Origin of the sequence: Micromonospora sp. NPDC005324 (assembly GCF_040607155.1) — a bacterium.
Lineage (GTDB): Bacteria > Actinomycetota > Actinomycetes > Mycobacteriales > Micromonosporaceae > Micromonospora > Micromonospora trifolii.
The window spans coordinates 115,617-123,629 of sequence record NZ_JBEXGE010000001.1 but is presented as its reverse complement, the minus strand read 5'-3'; the positions used below and the strand labels follow the sequence as shown (position 1 = coordinate 123,629).

Annotated in this window: 9 protein-coding genes; 1 reads left to right on the top strand and 8 read right to left on the bottom strand. The window is 73.8% G+C overall.

Features of this window, described 5'->3' with window-relative positions:
* The 4 genes from ABZS40_RS00620 to ABZS40_RS00605 form a co-directional block, all read right to left on the bottom strand.
* Positions 1 to 1,416, bottom strand: a 1,416-nt coding sequence (locus ABZS40_RS00620; RefSeq protein ID WP_354940131.1) for a hypothetical protein, incomplete at its 3' end; no start/stop codon positions are given.
* Positions 1,417 to 1,526: 110 nt separating this feature from the next.
* Entirely contained in the window at positions 1,527 to 2,531 is a 1,005-nt protein-coding gene (locus tag ABZS40_RS00615; protein ID WP_354940128.1) for a glycine betaine ABC transporter substrate-binding protein, read from the bottom strand.
* 202 nt (positions 2,532 to 2,733) lie between these two features.
* Positions 2,734 to 3,474, bottom strand: coding sequence for an ABC transporter permease (locus tag ABZS40_RS00610; protein WP_091403223.1), 741 nt, complete (start codon positions 3,472 to 3,474; stop codon positions 2,734 to 2,736).
* Positions 3,471 to 4,157: an ABC transporter permease gene (locus ABZS40_RS00605; RefSeq protein WP_354940124.1), complete on the bottom strand. Its 687-nt coding sequence runs from the start codon at positions 4,155 to 4,157 to the stop codon at positions 3,471 to 3,473. The genes ABZS40_RS00610 and ABZS40_RS00605 overlap by 4 nt, the downstream gene beginning before the upstream one ends.
* A 2-nt stretch (positions 4,158 to 4,159) precedes the next feature.
* Here ABZS40_RS00605 and ABZS40_RS00600 point away from each other — a divergent pair, with 2 nt between their 5' ends.
* Positions 4,160 to 5,164 carry an ABC transporter ATP-binding protein gene (locus tag ABZS40_RS00600; RefSeq protein WP_354940120.1) on the top strand — a complete coding sequence of 335 codons (1,005 nt, stop codon included), beginning with the start codon at positions 4,160 to 4,162 and terminating at the stop codon, positions 5,162 to 5,164.
* A gap of 55 nt (positions 5,165 to 5,219) precedes the next feature.
* Here the strand turns inward: ABZS40_RS00600 and ABZS40_RS00595 are convergent, their stop codons facing one another.
* The 4 genes from ABZS40_RS00595 to ABZS40_RS00580 form a co-directional block, all read right to left on the bottom strand.
* Positions 5,220 to 5,651, bottom strand: a complete 432-nt coding sequence (locus ABZS40_RS00595; protein WP_308193261.1) for a hypothetical protein — start codon at positions 5,649 to 5,651, stop codon at positions 5,220 to 5,222.
* A gap of 125 nt (positions 5,652 to 5,776) precedes the next feature.
* Positions 5,777 to 6,085 carry a hypothetical protein gene (locus ABZS40_RS00590; protein WP_354940117.1) on the bottom strand — a complete coding sequence of 103 codons (309 nt, stop codon included), beginning with the start codon at positions 6,083 to 6,085 and terminating at the stop codon, positions 5,777 to 5,779.
* A 53-nt stretch (positions 6,086 to 6,138) separates the two neighbouring features.
* Positions 6,139 to 7,353: an ABC transporter permease gene (locus tag ABZS40_RS00585; protein WP_354940114.1), complete on the bottom strand. Its 1,215-nt coding sequence runs from the start codon at positions 7,351 to 7,353 to the stop codon at positions 6,139 to 6,141.
* A gap of 119 nt (positions 7,354 to 7,472) precedes the next feature.
* The gene (locus ABZS40_RS00580) at positions 7,473 to 8,009 is read right to left on the bottom strand and encodes a DUF3180 domain-containing protein (protein ID WP_354940111.1); all 537 of its coding nucleotides are present in this window, start codon (positions 8,007 to 8,009) and stop codon (positions 7,473 to 7,475) included.
* Positions 8,010 to 8,013 lie beyond the last annotated feature (4 nt).

Here is an 8,013-nt window from a genome sequence, read left to right as displayed (position 1 = left end):
GTGACGGCGCGGCTCCTCGTGACGGCGCGGCTCCTCGTGACGGCGCGGCTCCTCGTGACGGCGCGGCTCCTCGTGACGGCGCGGCTCCTCGTGACGGCGCGGCTCCTCGTGACGGACGGCCGCCCAGCGGTCGGCCACCCGGTACTCGGTGCCGGTGGCGTCGGCGTGCACCTCGGCCCGACGTTCGCCGACCCGCAACTCGCGGCCGTTCTCGTCGTCGCGGACGGCGGCCCACCGGTCACCGGCCCGCAGTTGCGACCAGTACTCGCCGGTGTCGTCGGCCCGCAGCGGCGGCCCGGGCTGCGGTGCCCCGGCGGCCGCCCGGTCGCGCTGCTCCGACCAACCCCGATCGTCCGGGCTGTCCCAGGATTCCGCCGCCGGCCGCTCCGGGGTGCGGTGTGACCGGGCCGCCGGGGCGGGCTCGTCGGGCTGGGCGTACGCGCCGCGCCGATCGGTCCACTCCGGTTCGTCGCGGCGGCCCGTCCAGCCCGGCTCGTCGCCGTATCCGGCCCTGTCGTGCTGCTCCGGCTCGCTCCTCGCCCGGCCGGCCGGGCGGGGGGGCTCGTCGGCGTCGCCGCCCCGGGTCCACTCCTGCGCGGGTGGGGTCCACTGACCGGCGTACCCGCCGCCGTAGCGCCCGGCCGGCTCGGCCGGGCCACCGTCCACCACCGTGTGCCGGGTGGTGACGTGCACGGTCTCGGTGTGTCGGACCACGCCACCAGGCCGATGCGCCGCCTCGGGGCGGTCGTGTTCCCGGGGGCGGGCCGAGCCGTACGCGGTGGCGGCCGGCCGTTCCCCGCCGTACGTCCCGGCGGCGGCCGGCGGCTCGGGGGCCTCCCGGGCGTACGCCGGCTCGTCGTCCGGGTGCTCGGGGCGCCCCCACCGGGGCGCGTCGTCGGGGCCGGACACCCGGGCGCGGCCGGCCGACGCGTCACCCCGGTTACGGGCCACCGGCACGTCGTCCACCGGTGGCTCGGCGGCAGCCACCCGCGCCCGTCCGGCGCCCGCCGGTTCGACGGTGGGGGCGGCACCGGCGAGGGCGGCACCACTGGCGTCGAGACGGCGGCGCACCGCGGCGATCCCCTCCTGGGCCCGTTGGGCCTGGTCGAGCGCCTGGTTACCGCGCTGGGCGGCGGCCACGATCTCGCTGCGCAGTTCCCGGCGCAGCTCCTCGATCTCGTCCAGCAGCTCGTCGGTCCGCGCCGAGTCGCCCTCGCCGTCGGACCGCAGCGCGATGGAGAGGCCGATCAGCACCACCGCGAGGATGGCGAGCACCGCGGCGAAGCGCAGCGGGCCGTTGCCGTCGGCAACCAGCAGGATCAGCGCCGCCACCGGCGCGAGAGCGACGCCCGCCCAGAAGAGCATGGTCAGCAGCGGTGGTCGACGCCGGGCGTCGGAGGTGGCCGGGGCTGGCATGGATGTGCAGCCTACCCACGATAACCATCGGAGGGAACGGGGTCCCCGGGACGCACGGACGCCCCCGCCCGGTCGGGGGCGGGGGCGTCCTCAGCACGTGCGGAAAGGGCTCAGCTGGTGGCGAAGGCACCATCCGAGGAGAAGATCAGGCCCACGCTGATCGAACCGTCGCGCAGCCCGCTCTTGGTCAGCGGGCCGCCCTGGTCCAGCGAGGAGAACTTGCCGACCGACAGCCCGTACGTCTTCTCCAGGCCCGGCTTGCAGAACGGACGCTGCTCGCACTCCGGCGGGCCACCCAGCACCGTCGCGCTGCCGGAGCACTTCGCCGCCAGCTCGGAGAGGGTCCGCACGCCGTACTTGTCGGCGAAAGCCTGGGTCACGGCGAAGGCGTTCTGGTCCTGTGCGGCGGCCGGAGTGCCGAAGGTGAGGCCGGCCTTGTCGCCCTCGGCCTTGAGCGCGGTCACCGTCGTGTTGATGTCCGGCGAGGAGATCGGCTGCGCATTCTGGCCGTTGGCCTTGGTGTTGAGGAACTCGGCCATGGTCGCCGCGTACTCCGGGACGACCTGGATCTCGCCCTTCTCCAGAGCCGGCGCGTACAGCTCCCGGTTGCCGATCTGCTGCACCTTGACCTGGTAACCGGCGGCGGTGAGCGCGACCCGGTACAGCTCGCCCAGGATCTGGCTCTCGGCGAAGTTGCCGGCGCCCACAGTGATGTCGCCGCCCGGGCCCTTGGCGATGCCCGCGGTGAGGTTGTTCGCGCTCGCGAACTCCTCGGCCGCCACCTTGGGGGTCTTGCGGTCCTCGTTCACCGCCTTGTTGAGCTGGATCAGCTTCGGGGTGTCCAGCGCGGCGGAGACCTTGTCCAGTGCGGCGATCAGCTGCGGGTTGGCCGCCTTGCTGTTGACCGCGGGAATGACGTTGTCGGAGTTCTGGAGCTTCTTGTCGTCCTGCAGAGCGATGAGCTGCTGGCCGGCGACCGGCGAGCACCCTGCGCCGGAGGCGCTCGTCTGGGGTGCGTCGGTGCCGGACGAGCCGGCACCACCACACCCGGTGAGGAGTGCTGCCCCGGCGACGGCGCTGATGACGCCGATCGCCAGACGTGTACGTGCGCGCATGTTGCCCGCCTTCCGTGTCCCGGCGCGGCCCGTCCCGGGCCGGCCGCGTGTCCGACGGGCGATCCTGACTGTCGGCCGCCCGCGAATGTCCACCCAACATGCTCCGCAACCGACCGACAACTTGGGATGGACTTCGTCACCTCATCGTCACCGATTGGACGGGCCTGGGTCGCCGGCTCGACGCGGCACTCACCCGGACGGGTCAGGCGCTCCCGGTGGCGTCGGCAGCCCGGGGCCGCCCGAGGCGCTGCCGCCCGCGGCGCAGCGGTTTGGGGGTGACCAGCCGTTCGACGCCGCCGAGGACCACCTCGGCCAGCAGCGCGAGCCCGGCCACCAGCACACCGCCGGCGACGATCTGCCCGCCCCCGGCCGCGATACCGATGCCGAAGCCGGTCCGGATGATCTGGCCCAGGCCGCCGCCGTTGACGAAGGACGCCAGCGCCGCTGTCGCGATCACCTGGACCGCCGCGGTCCGGAAGCCGGCCGCCAGGTAGGGCACCGCGAGCGGCAACTCGACCCGGCGCAGCAGTTGTGCGCTGGACAGGCCCATCCCCCGGGCCGCGTCGCGGGCCTCCGGGTCCACCTGCCGCACCCCGGTGTACGCGTTGGCGAGCAGCGGCGGCACGGCGAAGACGGCAAGTGCCACCACGACCGGCGTCTTCCCGAAGCCGCTGGCGAAGACCACCGGCAGGATGGTCAGCAGCGCCAGGGTGGGGATGGCCAGGGTGGCGTTGGAGATCAGCACCACCAGGCCGCCACCTCGGCCGAGGTGCCCCAGCCAGAGCCCGAGCGGCCAGGCCACCAGGCAGCCGAGCGCCACCGCCAGGGCGGAGATCGTCAGGTGCTCGCCGAGCCGGTCCAGCATGCCGCCGGGGTTGGTCCAGTTCAGTGGGTCGTTGATCCAGGTGATCGCCTGCCCGATCGGGTTCGCCGCGACGGTCACCGTGCCCTCCGAGCGGACCAGGGGGTCACCAGTCGGGCGACCAGGATGAGCAGCAGGTCGAGCACGACCGCGAGCGCCACGCAGAGCAGCGCGGCGGTCATGATCTCGGCCTTGTAGAGATTGTTCTGGAAACCCGCGAAGATCAACTGCCCGAGCCCGCCGTGCCCGACCAGCACCCCGACCGTGACCAACGCCACTGTCGAGACGGTCGCCAGCCGTACGCCGGTCACGATGCCCGGCAGCGCCAACGGCAGGTCGATCCGGAACAGGCGCCTCCACCGGCCGTAACCCATGCCCTCGGCGGCCTCGCGAACCTCCGGGGGCACCTGGTTGAGACCGGCCACCACGTTGCGCACGATCAGCAGCAGCGCGTAGAGGACCAGCCCGACCAGCACAGTGGTCGCCCCGGTGCCCAGGTAGGGGGCGATGAACGCGAAGAGCGCCAACGACGGGATGGTGTAGACCACCCCGCTGACGGCGAGGATCGGACCGGCGAGCGGACGGACCCAGTACGCCAGCACGGACAACGGCAGCGCGATCAACACCGCGATCAACACCGCTCGCCCGGTGAGGGAGGCGTGTTCGCGCACGGCGGCGAGGATCGTGTCAGAGTTGTCCCGCACGTACTGCCAGGAGAACCAGGGGTTACCCGGGTCGGCCCGGTAGCTCAGGCGGAAGGACATACGTGGACGTTACCCCGGAGGCTGCCAGCGTGGCCCAATCCCCTCGCGCGGCGTCGATCTCCCTGCAGGGCATCCAGAAGCGCTACCCGAACGGCACCGAGGCTGTCCGGGACCTCAGCCTGGAGGTCCGGGCCGGCGAGTTGGTGGTGCTGATCGGCCCGTCCGGCTGCGGCAAGTCGACAGTGCTGCGAATGATCAATCGCCTGATCGAGCCGACCGCCGGGCGCATCACACTCGGCGACGAGGACGTCACCGACGTCGACCCGGTACGACTACGTCGTCGCATCGGTTACGTGATCCAGAACGTCGGCCTCTTTCCACACCAGACGGTACGGGCCAACGTGGCCACAGTGCCGGGCCTGCTCCGCTGGCCCAAGAACCAGACCCGGGCCCGGGTCGACGAGCTGCTCGACCTTGTCGGACTGGACCCGGCCGAGTTCGGCGGTCGCTACCCGCACGAGCTGTCGGGTGGCCAGCGGCAACGGGTCGGCGTGGCCCGCGCGCTCGCCGCCGACCCGGTGGTGCTGTTGATGGACGAGCCGTTCTCGGCCGTCGACCCGATCGTCCGGGCCCACCTTCAGGAGGAGTTCCTGCGCCTCCAGGCCGAGGTGCGCAAGACGATCGTGCTGGTCACCCACGACCTCGACGAGGCCGTCCGACTCGGTGACCGGATCGCGGTCCTCTCCGAGGGCGGGCACCTGGAGCAGTACGACACGCCGGCCGCGCTGCTCGGCGCACCCGCCACCGAGTTCGTACGCGAGTTCGTCGGCGCCGACCGGGGCATCCGCCGGCTGGTGGTCACCCCGCTCGACCGGGAGGCGCTGGAGCCGGTGCCCGAGGGCGCCGCGCCGGACCTGCCCACCGTCGAGGTGGACGGCTCGGCGTACGACGCGTTGGCGGTCCTGCTCACCTCGGGCCGGGACCGGCTCCTCGTGACCGACGCCGGCCGGCCGGTGGGCGCGCTCAGCCGACAGCGCCTCCTCGACCTCGGCCGCCCGACCAGCTGACCCACACCGGCCGGGGCGCACGTACGACCGCCGCGCCTGAGCCGCCCCGGTCGGGTCAGGCGCGACCGCCGAGGCTGGCGATGCCGATGATCCACCCGGTGAGGAAGCCGTAACCGGCACCGGTGCTGGCGTCCTGTAGGGCCCCCAGCAGCGACGGTGCCGGGCCGAGCAGCGCCGCCAGCACGGCGGCCAGCCCACCAGCCAGCACGTACGCGGCCCAGCCGGAGAAGAACTGGCTGACCGGGCCGGGCACCCGGGCGACCTGGGCGGCGGGCAGCAGGTAGAGCAGCGCCACCGCGAGGACCACCAGCAGCACGGCTCGCACGTCGGCGGCGAACAACCCGCCGGCCTGCCCGTCCGCGTCGAGCCGCCAGGCCGGCCAGGCGAGCAGGCGCGCGTAGAACGCGCCCGCCGACTCCGGGTCGGTCAGGGTGACTGCCCAACCGGTGTACGCCGGACTGCCGCAGATGCCGACCAGCAGCAACACGGCGAGCGCGCCGGTGCCGGCCGCCGTGCCGTAACGGCTGACCGGGCCGGAACGGTGGATGAGCGACGCGATCCGCCCAGGCCCCGAACCGGTGGCTCGGGCGGACCTGGGCTGCCCCGAGCGGCTCAGTGCTTCATCAGGTAGTCGATGAAGGCGGCCCGCAGCAGCGGCGCCGACTCCTCGTAGCCGTGACCGGTCAACTCCCGCCACAGCGCGTTGGCCTCGTCGATCGTCGGGCCGATCGAGTTCGGAGCGCCGTCGAGCACAGTGGCCTCGTCAGCGTTCGGCAGGTGGCGCAGCACCGACCAGTAGAACTTCACGTCCCGACGCTCCCGGGCGAGGGCGAACGCCCGCTCCCGCAACTCCTCGGTGGGCAGCGCGTCAAGCTCGGCGAACGAGGTTCCGCCCGGGGTGGCGGCAGGTGTGTCGGTCATGTCGCCGAGCCTAACGGTCGAGATCAGCTCCGGCTCGGCGGACGCGACGCGGCTCACCGCTCGTCGGTGTCCCACCGTCGCGGGCCGTCCTCCCACCGCGGATCCCGCCACGGGTCGACCGGTTGCGGCGCGGCCTGGGTCGGCAGCGTGGGAGGCCAGTTGTCGACGGACTGCGGCTGCGGCGTGGTCCAGCCCGAGCTGATCGTGCCGTCGCTCACCGGCTCGGGCCGGTCCGGGCTGCCGGTTCGGGGCCGCCCGAGCGTCTCGACCAGCCGGGTGGCCACCAGCCCGACGCCGAGCGCGGCCCCGCCGACCACCCAGTTGCTCAACGTCCAGCCACGCTCCGACGCGTACACCTGGAAGACGGTGACCAGGCCGACCGCCAGCAGCGTGCCGAACACACCGCCCCGGCGGCCGTACGCGCTGGTGCCGGCGAGCAGGGCCACCCCGATGGCCAGCACCGTCCAGTCCAGGCCCGAGGTGGGCGCCACCGGCCCGGGATCGTTGGCGGCGAGCAGCACGCCGGCCAGAGCGGCCAGCACCGTGGAGACGACCAACGCGACGGCGGCCACCACGGCGGCCACCGCGCCCCGCCGACGGGCCGGGTCGGCGATCGGTCGGTACCGGCCGACGAGCCGGCGGATCGCCCGGATCGCGCCGAACAGCCCGCCGAGGACGGCCACCGCGGCGAAGCCGGCGAAGAGGTAACCGGCGCTGCGGGTCGGGTCGTAGTCACCCTGCACCAGCACGGGCGCCGAACGGCGTTCGATGTACACCACCACGGCGGCGGCACCGGCCAGGCTGGCGGCCCAGCCCGGCACGTGCAGCACCACCACGACCAGCGCCAGCGCCAACCCGCCCACCGCGGCGACCGCCATGGCCGGGCCGAGCGACGCCGGCAGGCCCCGGTCACCCTGCTCGGCGTAGTGCAGGGCGGCCGCTACCGCGATCGGGCCGACGGCGAGGTTCGGCGCGGCCGTACGCAGGCTCAGTCCGGCGGCCAGGGCGAGCAACCCCAGCCCGACCGCGTCGATCAGCAGCGTGCGCAGGTTGCCGTCGCGCACCGCGGTCGGATCCTCCCGCCAGAGCAGCCAGCTCACGGCGGCCAGCCCGGCCAGCAGCAGCAGCTCCCAGCCCAGGTGCACGCCGATCCGATCCCGGCCGGGCTCACCGTGGGTGGGGTCGTCGAAGACGTTGTCCAGAACGGCGGCCGGCACCCCCGACGAGGGTTCGGCCGACCGCTCCCGGCCCGCTTCTTCGTACCCCATGACGCCGCCTCCCCAGTGGCCGACCGTCCCCAGTCCGGCGCACGGACGGACCCTGGGCGGCCCTTGCTCTCCGATCGCAGGCACCGTACCCGCGCCCGCAGCCGGGCGTAACCCCCTGCTCAGCGCTGGCCGGGGCGGCTTTCCCGAGGGTCCTGCTCGCTCTCGTCGTCCGGGCGTTCCGGCACGCGGCAGGAGCGCTCCAACCAGAGCGCGGCGCCGACCAGTGCCAGCGAGGCGAGCAGGCCCCCGCCGGCGGCCGGTCGATCGTCCAGGGCGGCGCGGGTGGTCTCCACGAAGAGCCAGCCGGTGAGCCCCGCGTAGAAGCCCGCGAAGATCGCCGCGGCCAGTGCCGACGCCTTGGCCAGCACCACGAAACGGGCGACCAACAGCGGATTGACCGGGTCCCGACCCGGCTTGCGCTCGATCCGGGCCCGGGTGTTGATCGCGGCGTACGCCTCCAGCACGGCGAGCCCGGCCAGCGTCACCACCGGCAGCCAGGGCAGCCGGGGAATGCCGCTGTAGTAAAGGGTGCTGATCAGCAGCCAGGCCACCGCCGCCGCAGCCAGGCCGGCCACGACCAGGGTCGAGATCCGGGTGGGGCCCATCCGCGACCCGTCCGGGCCCGACCCGCTGGGTGGGGGCTTCGCCTGCGTCATGCCG

Bases quoted from the DNA above. Each gene is read 5' to 3' on its own strand.
- ABZS40_RS00615 (WP_354940128.1), bottom strand. From the start codon at position 2,531: ATGCGCGCACGTACACGTCTGGCGATCGGCGTCATCAGCGCCGTCGCC.
- ABZS40_RS00605 (WP_354940124.1), bottom strand. From the start codon at position 4,157: ATGTCCTTCCGCCTGAGCTACCGGGCCGACCCGGGTAACCCCTGGTTC.
- ABZS40_RS00590 (WP_354940117.1), bottom strand. From the start codon at position 6,085: ATGACCGACACACCTGCCGCCACCCCGGGCGGAACCTCGTTCGCCGAG.
- ABZS40_RS00585 (WP_354940114.1), bottom strand. From the start codon at position 7,353: ATGGGGTACGAAGAAGCGGGCCGGGAGCGGTCGGCCGAACCCTCGTCG.
- ABZS40_RS00580 (WP_354940111.1), bottom strand. From the start codon at position 8,009: ATGACGCAGGCGAAGCCCCCACCCAGCGGGTCGGGCCCGGACGGGTCG.